The sequence below is a fragment of the Bradyrhizobium sp. USDA 4454 genome (assembly GCF_054822705.1).
Genome location: NZ_JBTRCN010000001.1, coordinates 7441622 through 7455805 on the forward strand (window position 1 = coordinate 7441622; position 14184 = coordinate 7455805).

Annotated in this window: 11 protein-coding genes; 7 read left to right on the forward strand and 4 right to left on the reverse strand. The window is 66.2% G+C overall.

Going from position 1 to position 14184, the window contains the following annotated elements; genetic code table 11:
• Positions 1-5 precede the first annotated feature (5 nt).
• Together gluQRS and ACVIW0_RS34700 are read right to left on the reverse strand one after the other, a co-directional pair.
• Positions 6-878 carry a tRNA glutamyl-Q(34) synthetase GluQRS gene (gene gluQRS, locus ACVIW0_RS34695; protein WP_461356438.1) on the reverse strand — a complete coding sequence of 291 codons (873 nt, stop codon included), beginning with the start codon at positions 876-878 and terminating at the stop codon, positions 6-8.
• On the reverse strand, positions 878-1744 hold the full coding sequence (locus tag ACVIW0_RS34700) for a nucleotidyltransferase domain-containing protein (RefSeq protein ID WP_461356439.1): 867 nt from the start codon (positions 1742-1744) through the stop codon (positions 878-880). Before ACVIW0_RS34700 ends, gluQRS begins: the two co-directional genes overlap by 1 nt.
• Positions 1745-1854: 110 nt before the next feature.
• Here ACVIW0_RS34700 and ACVIW0_RS34705 point away from each other — a divergent pair, with 110 nt between their 5' ends.
• Complete coding sequence (locus ACVIW0_RS34705; protein ID WP_461356440.1) at positions 1855-2508, forward strand: DNA-3-methyladenine glycosylase family protein; 654 nt, start codon at positions 1855-1857, stop codon at positions 2506-2508.
• A gap of 169 nt (positions 2509-2677) precedes the next feature.
• Positions 2678-4240: a glycoside hydrolase family 17 protein gene (locus ACVIW0_RS34710; RefSeq protein ID WP_461357509.1), complete on the forward strand. Its 1563-nt coding sequence runs from the start codon at positions 2678-2680 to the stop codon at positions 4238-4240.
• A gap of 106 nt (positions 4241-4346) precedes the next feature.
• Here the strand turns inward: ACVIW0_RS34710 and ACVIW0_RS34715 are convergent, their stop codons facing one another.
• Positions 4347-5234, reverse strand: coding sequence for a LysR family transcriptional regulator (locus tag ACVIW0_RS34715; protein ID WP_461356441.1), 888 nt, complete (start codon positions 5232-5234; stop codon positions 4347-4349).
• 175 nt (positions 5235-5409) lie between these two features.
• Between ACVIW0_RS34715 and ACVIW0_RS34720 the strand changes: the two genes are divergently transcribed.
• The 5 genes from ACVIW0_RS34720 to ACVIW0_RS34740 all read left to right on the forward strand — a co-directional run bounded on the left by ACVIW0_RS34720 (position 5410) and on the right by ACVIW0_RS34740 (position 12096).
• Positions 5410-6381 carry an NAD(P)H-dependent flavin oxidoreductase gene (locus tag ACVIW0_RS34720; protein ID WP_461356442.1) on the forward strand — a complete coding sequence of 324 codons (972 nt, stop codon included), beginning with the start codon at positions 5410-5412 and terminating at the stop codon, positions 6379-6381.
• A 30-nt stretch (positions 6382-6411) separates the two neighbouring features.
• Positions 6412-7929, forward strand: coding sequence for an acyl-CoA synthetase (locus ACVIW0_RS34725; RefSeq protein ID WP_461356443.1), 1518 nt, complete (start codon positions 6412-6414; stop codon positions 7927-7929).
• Between the two features lie 104 nt (positions 7930-8033).
• Positions 8034-9119, forward strand: coding sequence for a DUF2855 family protein (locus tag ACVIW0_RS34730; protein ID WP_461356444.1), 1086 nt, complete (start codon positions 8034-8036; stop codon positions 9117-9119).
• Between the two features lie 110 nt (positions 9120-9229).
• Positions 9230-11017, forward strand: coding sequence for a flavin-containing monooxygenase (locus tag ACVIW0_RS34735; RefSeq protein WP_461356445.1), 1788 nt, complete (start codon positions 9230-9232; stop codon positions 11015-11017).
• A 101-nt stretch (positions 11018-11118) separates the two neighbouring features.
• Entirely contained in the window at positions 11119-12096 is a 978-nt protein-coding gene (locus ACVIW0_RS34740) for a peptidyl-alpha-hydroxyglycine alpha-amidating lyase family protein (RefSeq protein ID WP_461356446.1), read from the forward strand.
• Between the two features lie 174 nt (positions 12097-12270).
• On the opposite strand, the gene ACVIW0_RS34745 is transcribed toward ACVIW0_RS34740, so the two are convergent.
• Positions 12271-14031: a chloride channel protein gene (locus tag ACVIW0_RS34745; protein WP_461356447.1), complete on the reverse strand. Its 1761-nt coding sequence runs from the start codon at positions 14029-14031 to the stop codon at positions 12271-12273.
• Positions 14032-14184: the final 153 nt, after the last annotated feature.

Here is a 14184-nt window from a genome sequence, read left to right on the forward strand (position 1 = left end):
CCGCGTTACGGCAGACCGACCAGGCGGCGAATATCGGCCGGGCTCGCGCCTTCCGCCCGCAATTCGCGCAGTCCGGTCGCCCGGGTCGATTTCGACAGTTTCTGGCCGGCGGCGTCCCGGATCAGCCGGTGGTGCCGGTACGCCGGCACAGGCAGGCCGAGCAACCGCTGCAACAGCCGATGCACGCTGGTCGACCAGAACAGGTCAACGCCCCTGACCACATCGGTGACACCCTGCAAGGCATCGTCGATCACGACGGAGAGATGGTAACTGGTCGGGGTCTCCTTGCGCGCCAGGATCACGTCGCCCCAGGCCTCCGGCCGGGCCATCACGTCGCCGCTCTCGCCGGCCGGCCCCTCGCCCGCCTCGTGCCAGCGCAGGCCACCGGCGCTCGCGCCGGCCGCGGCCATGTCGAGCCGCAGCGCGAACGGCGCGCCCTGCGCGGTCAGCCGGTCGCGCTCCCCGGCCGAGAGCGATTTGGCCGTCCCCGGATAGAGCGGCGCGCCATCCGGATCGCGCGGCCAGGCGCCATTGGCCTCACGTTCGGCGACCAGCCGCGCGATCTCGGCACGGCTCTCGAAGCTCGGATAGACCAGCCCCTGTGCCGACAGGCGGTCGATCGCCGCGCCATAGGCGGCGAAATGCTCCGACTGCCGGCGCACCGGAGTTTCCCAGGCGAGGCCGAGCCAGGCGAGGTCCTCATAGATCGCCTGCTCGAATTCGACCCGGCAGCGCGCCGGGTCGATGTCCTCGATCCGCAGCAGGAAGCGCCCGCCGGTCTGCCGTGCGAGGTCATGGTTGAGCAAGGCCGAAAAGGCGTGGCCGAGATGCAAATAGCCGTTCGGACTCGGCGCAAAACGGAAAACGGGTGGCGGCATCAGACCGAGCCGGCGTGACGAAACACCTCGGATGGGGTTCCCGTCTCCCGTTCCAACCGCTCGACGACCATTCGGTAGAACCGTCCAGCCTCCAGCATCATCTCCTCAGGGGTTTCTGTCGCACCGTTCTCGAACCCATTACGTGCAATTTCAAACTCTGAATCGATGAAGCTCGCAACCGCAGGCGACAACGGCGTGGTTCCCAGTTCGTGCGTGACGGCCTTGCGGGCCATCAGGTCACCTACCTCCTCCGCCAACTCGGCCGGAGGCGCGCACTCTGCCATCAGCGTCGGGAAATGCATCGGAGCCACAGCCTCGGTCGGATGCATCCGCAACCAGCGCAGCGCCGCCGCCGGCCGGAGCGCATAGAACACCTTTTTCTGCGGAATACTGCTCTCGTCGCCGAAATAGACCCTGCGCTGCCGTTCGCCGAGATGCAGGTAGTGACGGCAGATCGCTTCCCGGCTCGCCGCATGCCGCGCAAATTCGAGAAAGCTGTCGCGGAACCAGACCTGCCCGCGATAGACCACCGGAGAACAGAGCCACTCCACGATGACCGCGTTGCCCTTCAGTAGCAGTTGAAGCGCCTTGCGCAAATCCCAGCCATTCGCGTCCAGATCGCCTTCGAGCGGAAGCTCGATCACATCCCGTACGGTCCAGGGCGTAATATGATCGATGGCGCGGCGGACATAAACGAAGCGGCAATCGTAGTCGCTATCGGGTGACGAAAAGCCCCACGCCCGGCTTCCACTCTCGATGGCCAGCGGCAAGAAAACCCGGTGTTCATCCGCGATGCCGTCGAGCATCGCATCGATCGCCGCGACCTTTCCTGCGTCCATGTCGGCAGGAATGCTTCTCAAGCTCATCGAGCACTTCCGAAATCAACTAGTGTTGTCATACTCTGACCCCCCCTGAACCGTCCACAAGGCGTGGAGCCCGAGCTGCTGCGAGCGCCCGTCTGAGGAAGCATCCCGCAATGCTGATTCATCTCGAAACCCAAGCCGACCTCGACGACGCGGTTCAGAAACTGGTCGACCAGGATCGGCGCCTGCGCCCGATCCTCGAAGCCACCGGCATGCCGGCGATCCGGCAGCGTGAGCCCGGGTTTGCCGGGCTCGCCGCGATCATCTGCGGCCAGCAGCTCTCGACCGCAAGCGCCGCGGCGATCTGGGCGCGCGTCAGCAAGGCGATCGACCCGTTCCATCATGATGCGATCCGCAAGGCGCGCGCCGACCGGCTCGGCCGCCTCGGGCTGTCGGCGGCCAAGATCAAGACCTTGAAGCACATCGCGCGCGAACTCGCCGAGGAGCGGCTGAACCTCGACGTGCTCGCCAACGAGGAGGCCGATGCCGCGCACAACACGCTGACCGCGCTGCCCGGGATCGGCCCGTGGACCGCCGACGTCTATCTGCTGTTCTGTCTCGGCCATGGCGACGCATGGCCGGCGGGCGACCTCGCCGTGCAGGAGGCGATCAAGGTCGGGCTCGGGTTGAAGGAGCGGCCGACGCCGAAGCAGATGGCGCCGCTCGCCGAGCCATGGCGTCCGCTGCGCGGCGCTGCCGCCCATCTGTGGTGGGCGTATTATCGCGTGCTGAAAAACCGCGAGGGCGTGATCGCCGCGGCGAAGTAGCTGTCACCAAGAAAAACATACCGTCACGCGATCGCGTGATATAGCATCAGCCGACAGATACTTTTTCAATTTGCCGGCCCTGCCCATTCAGCACGCCCAGCACATCCTTCCGGCAAGGAGGACGGACCTGGTTTCTCCCCGTATCCCGCTGACGCTGCTCGCGATCTCGCTGGGCGCCATCGCCGCTGCGTGGTGGTGGCTGGGCATCCCGGTGAACCTCGCGCGCGCGCCGATCGATCCGAACGACAAGGTGCAGTGCATCTCGTACGCGCCGTTCCGAAACAATCAGACATCACTTTCGCCGGCGACGCAGGTCTCGCCGCAACAGATCGCGGAGGATTTGGCCCAGCTTGCCAAGATATCCCATTGCATCCGGACCTATGCGACCGATCTCGGTCTCGATCAGATTCCCGGCCTCGCAGCCAAGGCGGGCCTGAAAGTCATCCAGGGCATTTTCCTCGACCGGGATCGCAAGAAGAACGCGACGCAGGTCGCAACGGCGATCCGCCTCGCCAGGCAGTATCCGGACACGATCATCGCACTCGTAGTCGGCAACGAAGTTTTGTTGCGCAAGGAAATGTCGGCGTCCGACCTCGCCGCCACGATCCGCGCGATCAAGGCGCAGGTCGCCGTCCCCGTCACCTATGCCGACGTCTGGGAGTTCTGGCTGAGCAACCCCGAACTGGCCGACGCCGTCGACTTCGTCACGATTCACATCCTGCCCTATTGGGAGAATATTCCAATCGCCGCGGAACATGCCGCCGCGCACGCCGACGAGATGCGCCGGCAGGTCGCCGCGGTTTTTCCGGGCAAGGAGATATTCATCGGCGAAATCGGTTGGCCGAGCGAGGGACGCATGCGCGAATCCGCGCTGCCGTCGCGCATCAACCAGGCACGGGTGGTCTCGGAAGTGCTCGACCTCGCCCGCCGCGAGCAGTTCCGCGTCAACCTGTTCGAGGCCTATGACGAAGGCTGGAAGCGCGAGATCGAGGGCACCATTGGCGGATCCTGGGGCCTGTTCGATTCCGAACAGCGCACGCTGAAATATCCGGCCGGCATGCCGATCAGCAACTTTCCGTCCTGGAAATTGCAGATGGCTGGCGGAATGGCGCTGGCGATCCTGGTGTTCGGCGCGGCATGGCTGGGCTTGCGCCGCAAGCCGACGACACCCGAACTCGCCTCATGGCTTGCGGTCGGCGTATCGGCGACCACGGCCGGAATCCTGTTTGGGGTCGCCGCCCAGCGAATGATCTCTGAAAGCTACGGAACGGGAGGCTGGCTTATTTGGGGCTCGCTTCTGGTGGCAGCGACGGCGTCACCGCTGTTCGCCGCCAACGCCCTGATATCGGGCCGCGCACCGCCCAGTTTCCAGGAGCTGTTGGGACCGCAGGGCTACCACACCGAAACAGTGCTGGTAACCTTGCACGGATTGGCCCTGATCGTCACCGTTGTGGTCGGCACGGCGGCCGCGATCGGCCTGGTGTTCGACCCGCGCTTCATCGATTTCCCGTTTGCGCCGCTCACCATGGCGGCGGTGCCGTTTGCGGCGATGACGCTGCTCAATCCGCCGACCAAGGGAATCCGCCCGCTGGCGGAATCGATGTTTGCCGGCATCTTTGTCGGAGCTGCCATCTATACGCTCCTCAACGAAGGAGTTGAGAATTGGCAGGCGCTGTGGACATGCGCAGTCTTTGTCCTGCTTGCGGGAACGCTGTGGCGGGCGCGCGCCTGAGACGGTGCCCAAAGCGCCATTCCGATTGAATCGGAACGGCGCTCTAGATTCTTGTTTTGACGCGTTTTCTTAACGCGAACCGGTATCCACTTCGCTCGAAAACGCTCTAGCCGCGCAGCCTGACGCGATCTTCCCGCGCGCAGTCGGTGACGAAGCCGATCACGGCGCGCACCGACGGCAATTCCACCAGATCCGGATGGGCGAGCAGCCACAGATCGGAGAGGCTTGCGAGCTTCTGCGGCGCGACCCGAACCAGATCGGGATAATCGGCTCCGACCAGGCAGGACAGTGCGCAAATCCCGAGCCCGGCCCGCGCCGCTGCCAGCATGTCGCCCTGCGAGGAGCAGCGCATCACCAGCGTGCCCTGCCGCGTGATGACATCGCTCCACCGCGCCAGCCGCACGTTGGAGGCCTGGTCGGCAAATCCGATCACGCTATGGCCCTTCCATTCATCCGGCCGCTCCGGAAGCTTGCGCCCGGCTGCGTAGGCACGTGAGGCATAGAAGCCGGCGCCGAGCCGTCCGATTCTGCGCCCGATCAGGTTCTCGTCCCCGGCATCGACCGGCCGCAGCACGACATCGGCCTCGCGGCGGCGCACGCTGGCCGGAAACGGATGCGTGATGATCTCGAGCTGGATGTTGGGGTGATCGCGCAGGAACGGCCGGAGCCGCGGCATCAGCCAGTGTGCGGCGAGCGTCGCGCCGATCGACAGCTTGACCACGCCACGGGCCTGCTCGCCGGTGGCGGACGCCGAGGCTTCCGCGCGCAAGGCGGCTGCGGCCATCACCTCCGTGTGCTCGCGGAACTTGCGGCCGTGCGAGGTCAGCGACAAGCCGTCATTGGACCGCGCGAACAGCCGGGTGCCGAGCTGCTTCTCGAGCGCCGCGACGTTACGGCCGACGGTCGGATGGCTAATGCGCAGCCGCCGCGCCGCGGCGGCGAAGCTGCGCGTCTCCGCCACCGCGACGAAGGTCTTGCAAAGCTCCCAATCCATGCCGCCCGTCCGCCTATGTTCATTTCTGGGCAATCGACTGTTCAATATTGAACGCCATCGCGCGGCCGTCCAGCCCTATATTGCGACGCAAGAGAGCCGCTGCTCCAGCCATCACAACAAATCGCGAACCGCTCCGGCCACCGGCCGAGCGGTCCACCCATGGAGGATCCGAACAATGCCGCTGCCCGCGTCGCTCGCCAACAAGCTCGAACTGCCGGTCGTCGGCTCCCCGCTGTTCATCGTCTCGGGGCCGGAGCTCGTGATCGCGCAGTGCAAGGCCGGCATCGTCGGCTCATTCCCGGCGCTGAACGCCCGCCCGGCCGAGAAGCTCGGCGAATGGCTGACGCAGATCGAGAACGAGCTCGGCGAGTACCAGGCGCTGCATCCCGAGAAGAAGGTCGCGCCCTACGCGGTCAACCAGATCTGCCACGCCTCCAACGACCGTCTGATGCGCGACATGGAGACCTGCGTGAAGCACAAGGTGCCCGTCATCATCACCTCGCTGCGTCCGCCGTCCGAGATCGTCGAGGCCGCGCATTCCTATGGCGGCGTGGTGTTCCACGACGTCATCAATGTGAAGCATGCCCGCAAGGCCGCCGAGCAGGGCGTCGACGGCCTGATCCTGGTCTGCGCCGGCGCCGGCGGCCATGCCGGCACGCTGTCGCCGTTCGCGCTGGTGCGCGAGGTGAAGCAATGGTTCAAGGGCACGATCCTGCTGTCGGGCGCGATCTCCGACGGCTGGAGCATCGCGTCCGCGCTCGCGCTCGGCGCCGACCTCGCCTATATCGGCACCCGCTTCATCGCGACCGAGGAAGCCAATGCCGATCTCAAATACAAGCAGGCGCTGACCGAATACGCCGCGCACGACATCGTCTATTCGAACCTGTTCACCGGCGTGCATGGCAACTACCTCGGACCGTCGATCGCAGCGGCCGGGCTCGATCCGGCCAATTTGCCGGTCGCCGACAAGTCCAAGATGAATTTCGGCTCTGGCGGCAACATGAAGGTCAAGGCCTGGCGCGACATCTGGGGCTCGGGGCAGGGCATCGGCCAGATCGTCGACGCCCCGCCGGTCGCCGAACTGGTGGCGCGGCTGAAAGCGGAGTTTAATGCGGCACGCAGCGAGTTCCTTCAGGCCAGCGCCTGAGGTCCGGACGACCGCCTGGGGAGGCCCATTATGATCATCAGCGGCGACCGACAGATCAGCTACGCCGACATCCACGCCCGCATCGCGCGCGCCGCCACCGGCTTCCGCGCCCTCGGCGTGCAGGGCGGCAAGCCGATCGGCATGATGCTGCGCAACGATTTCGCGCTGTTCGAGGTGGTCGCGGCCTCCGCCGCGCTCGGCAGTCCGGTGGTGCCGATCAACTGGCACCTGAAGGCCGACGAGGTCGGCTACATCCTTACCGACAGCGGCGCCGACACGCTGGTCTGCCACGCCGATCTGCTGCCGCAGATCCGCGACGGGTTGCCTGCTGGACTAAAGCTGCTGGTGGTGACGACGCCGCCGGAGATCGCCGCGGCCTATGGCGTGGCGCCGGCGCTCACGGCTGTGCCAGACGGCATGACCGACTGGGACATCTGGCGCGAGACGCATCAGCCGCTGACCGACGCGCCGATCGGCGCAGCGCCGATGTTCTACACCTCGGGCACGACCGGACTGCCGAAGGGCGTCAGGCGCAAGCCGATGCGGCCGGAGCAGCAGGCGGCGGCCGCGCGGGTCGGCGCTCTCACCTACGGCGTCAAGCCGAACGAGGACCAGGTGATCCTGATGAACGGCCCGATGTACCATTCGGCGCCGCACTCCTACGGCATGCTCGCGTTCCGCAGCGGCTGCGCGATCGTGCTCGAGCCGCGCTTCGATCCCGAGGATCTGCTGCGACTGATCGAGCGCCACCACGTCACGCACATGCACATGGTGCCGACCATGTTCGTGCGGCTGCTGCGGCTGCCGGAGGAGACGCGCCGTCGCTACGACCTGTCGTCGCTGCGCTTCATCGTCCATGGCGCGGCGCCCTGCCCGGTCGACGTCAAGCGCGCGATGATCGAGTGGTGGGGACCCGTGATCAACGAATATCTCGGCTCCACCGAGACCGGCATCCCGGTCTGGCATTCGTCAGCCGAAGCGCTGGCCAAGCCCGGCACGGTCGGGCGCGCCATCGAGGGCGGCATCGTCAAGACCTTCCGGCCGGACGGGACGCAATGCGACGTCGGCGAGCCCGGCGAAATCTTCATGCGTCAAACATTGATCTCGGATTTCGACTACCACGGCAACGCCAAGGCGCGAACGGAGGCCGACCGCGACGGCCTGATCAGCGTCGGCGATGTCGGCTATCTCGACGCCGACGGCTATCTGTTCCTGTGCGACCGCAAGCGCGACATGGTGATCTCGGGCGGCGTCAACATCTATCCCGCAGAGATCGAGAACACCCTGATCGGCATGGACGGCGTCCGCGACTGCGCGGTGTTCGGCGTTCCCGACGACGAGTATGGCGAGCGGCTGTTCGCCTGCGTCGAGCCGGACGCCGGCAGCACGCTGTCGGCTGCAGCGATCCAGGATTTCCTGCGCGGCAAGCTCGCCAATTTCAAGGTGCCGCGTGACATCCGCTTCATGGACACGCTGCCGCGCGAGGCCACGGGCAAGATCTTCAAGCGCAAGCTGCGTGACCTCTACCGCGAAGGACAGCTCGGCTGAACGGGTGGCGGTGAAGCGAACGGCGTTTGAAACTTAGTTGCTGTTGCAAAAGGCCGGCAATCGACGCAACGATGCGCCCGCATCCAGAAGCTGGGATCATCGCCATGAACGCGACCGACTTCATCGTCATCCGCAACGATCTGCAGCAGTGCAAGCTGATCGAGACGAAGCTGCCCGATACCGCGACGCTGCCCGCCGACGCGCTGCTGGTCAAGGTCACCCGCTTCGCCTTCACCGCCAACAACATCACCTACGCCGTGATCGGCGAGCAGCTGAAATACTGGCAGCTGTTCCCGGCGCCCGACGGCTACGGCATCATCCCGGTGTGGGGTTTTGGCGAGGTGCTGGCCTCGAAACATCCCATGATCGCGGTCGGCGAGACGCTGTTCGGCTATTTCCCGATGGCGACCCATCTGGTGATCGAGGCGGCCGACGTCAGCAAGCGCGGCCTGCGTGATGGCGCCGCGCACCGGCAGGAGGTCGCACCGGTCTACAACGCCTATGCCCGCGTCTCCGCTGACCCGACCTATGCCGGCCGGCAGGGCGACTTCCGCGCACTGATGCTGCCGCTGTTCATGCTGTCGTTCCTGGTCGACGACGCCCTCGCCGAGAACGAATTCCACGGTGCGCGCCGCGTCATCCTGTCCTCAGCCTCGAGCAAGACCGCGTTCGGGCTCGCGCATCTGCTGCACAAGCGGGGCATCCACGTGATCGGGCTGACCTCGAAGGGCAATGTCGATTTCGTCTCCTCGCTCGGCTGCTATGACGAGGTCGTCACCTATGACCAGGTCGCCGCGATCCCGCAGGCCGAGCCGGTCGCCTATGTCGACATGGCCGGCAACAGCGCACTGCGCGAGAGCCTGCACCGGCACTTCGGCGCGCAGATGGTCTATTCCGGCCGGGTCGGCCTGACCCATCGCGCGAGCGAGCCGGACGAGCCGACGCTGCCCGGCGCCAGGCCGGTGTGGTTCTTTGCGCCCGACCAGATTCGCAAGCGCGCCAAGGAATGGGGGCCCGGCGGCGTCGAGCAACGCTTTGGCGCCGCCTGGGCCGAACTCGTGCCGCAGCTGCCGGATTGGCTCGATGTCGTCGAGCGGCGCGGCCCGGCCGCGGTGCGCGAGGCCTATCTCGATACCCTGCAAGGCCGCGTGCCGCCGGATCAAGGCCTGATCCTGTCGCTCGCCGAATAGGCGCTATTCCGTCACGCCCTTTCTGCGGCCTTGCCGATGGGTATAGGCTTGCAGCCCAGGGAACGCCGCCAAGAAAATCTCACCAAGCGGCCGATGACGAGAAACGCTCGATGCTCGACAAGACGGACGATATTTCGGTCGCCGCCGACAATTGGCTCGTGCAGTTCGAGGATGCGTTGGCCGGCCCCGACGATGTGCTGCTGAAGCCGCTGTTCCACCCCGACAGCTATTGGCGTGACGTGCTGGCGCTGAGTTGGAACATCCAGACCGTCAACCGCGCCTTCGCCATCATCGAGGAACTGCCCGCGCATGCGCGTCGCAGCACGCCGCACGACTTCCGCATCGATGCGGAGCGTGCCGCACCGAGGCACGTGACGCGCGCCGGCACCGAAGCGATCGAGGCGATCTTCAAGTTCGAGACCGCTGTTGGCCGCGGCCACGGCATCGTGCGGCTGATCCCCGATGCCGCCGATTGCGACCGGCTGAAGGCCTGGACTTTACTGACCGCACTCGAGGAGCTGAAGGGGTTCGAGGAGCAGCAAGGCCATACGCGGCCGCGCGGACAGGCCTATTCCCGCGACTTCCGCGGCCCCAACTGGCTCGACCTGCGCAAGGCGTCCACCGAGTATGCCGGCCGCGACCCCGATGTGCTTGTCGTCGGCGGCGGACAGGCCGGGCTTGCGATTGCCGCGCGGCTCAAGCAGCTCAAGATCGACGCGCTGATCGTCGACCGCGAGGCGCGGGTCGGCGACAATTGGCGCAAGCGCTATCATGCGCTGACCCTGCACAACCAGGTGCAGGTCAATCACCTGCCCTATATGCCATTCCCGCCGAACTGGCCGACCTACATCCCGAAGGACAAGCTAGCCAACTGGTTCGAATCCTATGTCGACGCCATGGAGCTGAACTTCTGGACCGGCACGGAATTTCTCGGCGGCAGCTATGACGACGCACACGGACGCTGGACCGTCGAGCTGCGCCGCGCCGACGGCACGACACGGACGATGCAGCCGCGCCATGTCGTGATGGCAACCGGCGTCAGCGGCATCCCCAATCTGCCCGAGATCTCCGGCCTGAAGAATTTTTCCGGCAAGGTCATGCATTCCAGCCGTTACGAGGACGGCGAGCACTGGGCGGGCAAGCGGGCGCTGGTGATCGGCACCGGCAATAGCGGCCACGACATTGCGCAGGACCTGCATTCCTCCGGCGCAGAGGTCACGCTGGTGCAGCGCTCCTCGACCCTGGTCACCAATATCGAACCGTCGGCGCAGCTGGCCTATGCCGCCTACAATGAAGGCTCGCTCGAGGACAATGATCTGATTGCGACCTCGATGCCGCTGACGCTCGCCAAACGCAGCCATGTACTGATAACCGAGCAGTCGAAGCAGTTCGACAAGACGCTGCTCGACGGCCTGGCGCGCAAGGGCTTCAAGCTCGATTTCGGCGACGGCGGCACCGGCTGGCAGTTCAAATACCTGACCCGCGGCGGCGGCTACTATTTCAATGTCGGCTGCTCCGATCTCGTCGCAAGCGGCGCGATCGCCCTGAAGCAGTTTGCCGACATCGAGACCTTCGTGGCCGAAGGCGCGCGACTGAAGACCGGCGAAACCGTGCAAGCCGATCTGATCGTGCTCGCGACCGGCTACCGGCCGCAGGAGGAGCTGGTGAAGAAGCTGTTCGGCGAGGCGATGGCCGCGCGCGTCGGCCCGATCTGGGGCTTTGGCGACGGCCAGGAGCTACGCAACATGTACACCCGCACGCCGCAGCCCGGCCTGTGGTTCATCGCCGGCAGCCTCGCGCAATGCCGCATCAATTCGCGTTACCTCGCGCTGCAGATCAAGGCGATCGAGGAAGGCCTGCTGCCGCGCGACGTCGGGCCGGTGGCGAAGCTACCATAGCCATCACCGTCATTCCGGGGCGATGCGCAGCATCGAACCCGGAATCTCGAGATTCCGGGTTCGCTTCGCGCCCCGGAACGACACCCGAGAGGAGAGGCCAAATGCCGACCATCCTGGGCACCGGCGAGCACCGCTACCGGGTCGTGGAGAACTTCGCAAAGCTGCCCGACGGCTGGAGCCTGACCGATGTCGCCTCCGTCGCGGTCGACAGCAAGGACCGCATCTATGTCTTCAACCGCGGCGACCATCCGATGGTGGTGCTCGACCGTGACGGAAACTTCATCCGAAGCTGGGGGGAAGGCGTGTTCACGCGCGCCCACGGCCTGCATATCGACGCCGACGACAACCTCTATTGCACCGATGATGGCGACCACACCGTGCGCAAATGCTCCGTCGACGGCAAGGTGCTGCTGACGATCGGCATCCCGCACAAGCCGGCGCTGTTCATGAGCGGCGAGCCGTTCCACCGCTGCACCCATACCGCGCTGTCGCCGAACGGCGAGATCTATGTCTCCGACGGTTACGGCAATGCCTGCGTCCACAAATACACGCCGGACGGCAGACTGATCAAAAGCTGGGGCGAGCCCGGCACCGATCCCGGCCAGTTCAACATCGTGCACAACATTGCGACCGACGCCGACGGCTTCGTCTACGTCGCCGACCGCGAGAACCACCGCGTCCAGGTGTTCGACGGCAACGGCAGATACGAGACCCAGTGGAACAATCTGCACCGGCCTTGCGCGCTGTGCTGTTGCGGCGGCGGCAAGCAGCCGAACTTCGTGATCGGCGAGCTCGGCCCCGGCATGGCGGTCAACCGCAAGGTGCCCAATCTCGGTCCGCGGCTGTCGATCGTCGATCACACCGGCAAGCGCATCGCCCGGCTCGGCGGCGAGCACGGCCCCGGCGTCGAGACCGGAAGATTCCTGGCGCCGCATGGCCTCGCGCTGGATTCCCGCGGCGACATCTATGTCGGCGAGGTCGGCGTCACCGACTGGAAGACCAGCTTTCCGGACACCGAGATGCCGGCCGCGGTGCGCGTGACGCGGTGCCTGCAGAAGCTGGAGCGGGTGACGGGGTAGCTGTCGAGACCACTCTCACCCCGTCACCCTGAGGAGCGCGCATCGCGCGCGTCTCGAAGGGTCCACGGCCCGGCTGGTGGCCGTGCATCCTTCGAGACGCGCTACGCGCTCCTCCAGCGACAAAGGCAAAGCCTTTGCGCGGGGATGACGGGTTGAAAGCGACTACGCCGAACATCAAATCTCGCCGACCACCTCGCGGCGGCGCTGCTCGGATTCTTCCGCGTAGCGCCGCATGGCGTGCGCTTCGGTGAGCAGGCCGATCGGCCGCCGGTCGTCATCGCCTTCGATCACGGCGAGCGATTCGGCTTCGGCGGCGTCGAACACCGCAATCGCCTCCTGCACGTTCATGCCGGGATGCAGCACGACGTCGGCGTAGCGCAGGATGCCGGCAAGTCCCTTGTCGGCCTCGAGATCCGGCGCATGCGCTTCGGCGACCAGCGCCAGCCCGGCATAACCTCCGTCGCCGTCGACCGCGACCACCTGGGTCTTCGAGCCCGGCGGAAATTCCTCGCGGAACGCCTCGATCGACATCGCGGCACTCACTGTCGTCATGTCCTGCCGCATCATCTTGCCGACCGTGAGATCGCGGATCCAGCCGATGTCGGCGGCGCTGCGGATGGTCTCACCGCGCAGATGCAGCCGCCAGGTCGCGAACGAATAGCCGAACAATTCGCGCGTGATGGTGGTCGAGATGATCACCGCGACCAGCACTGCGGTGGTGAGCCAAAGATTCCCAGTGGATTCCAGCGCGATGAACGACATCGTCAAGGGACCGCCGATCACTGAGGCCGACAGCGCGCTCATGCCGATGACGGCATAGGCGTTGGGATCGAGGTTGAGCCCCGGCCACACGATGTCGACGCCGGCCGCGAACAGCCGGCCGCCGAGCGCGCCCATGAACAGCGTGGCGAAGAACAAGCCGCCGCGGAAGCCGGAGCCGAGCGAGATGATGGAAGCCACCGCTTTCAGCACGAACACGCCGGCGATGAAGGCGAGCGGCATCGCCACGATGCCGGCGAAGCGCAGCGCGCCATGGCCGGACGACATTACCTGCGGCGTCAGCAGCGCCATCGCGCCGACCACAAGCCCGCCGAGCGCCGGGCGCAGCGGCGGCCAGAGCCGGGTCTTCGTCAGCAGCGCCTCGCACAGCGTCACCCCGCGCATGATCGCAATCCCGGTCAGCGCTGCGACCGTGCCGAGCAGCGCGGCAATCGCGAGATCGCGCCCGAGCACGTCGCCGACGGTTCCGACGCCGACCCCGAGCGGCAGCGGCTCGAAGGCATGGGCGACGAAGTAGCCGGTCACCGCCGCCACGCCGACCGGGGTCAGGCTCGCCGGCGTGTAACCGCCGATCACAAGTTCGAAAGCATAGAACGCACCCGCGAGCGGTGCGCTGAAGGCCCCGGCGATCGCCGCCGCCGCGCCGCAGCCGACCATGATGCGCTGGTCGTTGCGACGGAGGTGGAAGCCGCGGCCGAGCGAGGCGGCGAGTCCGCTGGACAATTGGGTGTAGCCGGCCTCGAGCCCGACCGAGCCGCCGACGCCGCTCGACCAGATCGTCTGCAGCGCCACGATCACGCTGCCGCGGAACGACATCCGCCCGCCATAGAGTGCATTGGCCTCGATCGGATCGATCTCGCGGGCCGGCCGGACCCGGAGCAGCAGCAGGAACGCAAATCCCAGCAGCAGGCCGCCAATTGTGGGAACCAGCAGCGCGCGCACGGGATCGATGCTGGGCTGGCTCGACAGCCGGTCGCCCAGCGGCAGATTGAACAGCACCGAATGCAACACCGTGACGAGGCCGCTCATGACCGCCACCACCAGGCCGCCGATGGCGCCGATCAGCACCGCCAGCACCACGAGGCTGGTCTCGTGCGCACGCACGAATGCGCGCAACCGGCGCGGCGCCTCGAGATAGCGTGATGTCGCGGTCATCGGCAGGGTCCGTCACTGGCCGAGGGGCTTGCGGCTCCCTTTACGGGCCTCGCGGGCGGCAGGCAATCGGGGCAGGAACATGGCAGGGGACGGCGGATAAGCCGCTCATTGCTCTTCACAATCCCGTCACGCTGCCTGTAGTATGTGAGTGCA

Excerpts from the sequence above, each read along its gene's own strand:
- ACVIW0_RS34720 (WP_461356442.1), top strand. The coding sequence starts at position 5,410 with ATGCCGCTGCCCGCGTCGCTCGCCAACAAGCTCGAACTGCCGGTCGTC.
- ACVIW0_RS34740 (WP_461356446.1), top strand. The coding sequence starts at position 11,119 with ATGCCGACCATCCTGGGCACCGGCGAGCACCGCTACCGGGTCGTGGAG.
- ACVIW0_RS34715 (WP_461356441.1), bottom strand. The coding sequence starts at position 5,234 with ATGGATTGGGAGCTTTGCAAGACCTTCGTCGCGGTGGCGGAGACGCGC.
- ACVIW0_RS34735 (WP_461356445.1), top strand. The coding sequence starts at position 9,230 with ATGCTCGACAAGACGGACGATATTTCGGTCGCCGCCGACAATTGGCTC.
- ACVIW0_RS34705 (WP_461356440.1), top strand. The coding sequence starts at position 1,855 with ATGCTGATTCATCTCGAAACCCAAGCCGACCTCGACGACGCGGTTCAG.
- ACVIW0_RS34700 (WP_461356439.1), bottom strand. The coding sequence starts at position 1,744 with ATGAGCTTGAGAAGCATTCCTGCCGACATGGACGCAGGAAAGGTCGCG.
- ACVIW0_RS34745 (WP_461356447.1), bottom strand. The coding sequence starts at position 14,031 with ATGACCGCGACATCACGCTATCTCGAGGCGCCGCGCCGGTTGCGCGCA.
- ACVIW0_RS34730 (WP_461356444.1), top strand. The coding sequence starts at position 8,034 with ATGAACGCGACCGACTTCATCGTCATCCGCAACGATCTGCAGCAGTGC.
- ACVIW0_RS34725 (WP_461356443.1), top strand. The coding sequence starts at position 6,412 with ATGATCATCAGCGGCGACCGACAGATCAGCTACGCCGACATCCACGCC.
- gluQRS (WP_461356438.1), bottom strand. The coding sequence starts at position 878 with ATGCCGCCACCCGTTTTCCGTTTTGCGCCGAGTCCGAACGGCTATTTG.